The following is a 530-nucleotide window of genomic DNA, read 5'->3' on the forward strand; positions in this document are numbered from 1 at the left end:
GGCTTCCGCACTTGGCTGAAAGAAGCGGAAAGCCGTATGCACGAAGCGGTGGACGGCGATTTGTTCGGCAGCGATACGATAGGCGAACAGGCGGCGTTGGACATGGAAACGTCGTCTGAAAAAATCATAGAACATGCCCCCGCCCCCGAAAAGTTGGATTATCAAGCCGTTACCACCGAAGCGCAGTTTGCCGCTTTGTTGGACAAACTGGCGCAGGCGGACACAATCGGCATCGATACGGAAACCACTTCCCTAGACGCGATGAACGCCGCGCTGGTCGGCATCAGCATCGCGTTCCAAGCAGGCGAAGCGGTTTACATCCCCGTAGGACACAGCCTGACTGCTGCGCCCGAACAACTTGATTTGCAAGAAGTATTAGGCCGTCTGAAACCGCATTTGGAAAATCCTGCCCTGAAAAAAATCGGGCAAAACCTCAAATACGACCAACACGTTTTCGCCAACTACGACATCGCCCTGAACGGCATTGCCGGCGATTCCATGCTTGCTTCCTATATCATCGAGAGCCATCT

The 530-nt window shown here is 54.0% G+C and carries 1 pseudogene; it reads left to right on the forward strand.

Annotated elements, in window-relative coordinates:
• Nucleotides 1–530: pseudogene (locus ACTHUR_RS17795) on the forward strand (DNA polymerase I); the annotation flags it as partial.

It is taken from the genome of Neisseria sp. P0021.S007, assembly GCF_051956855.1.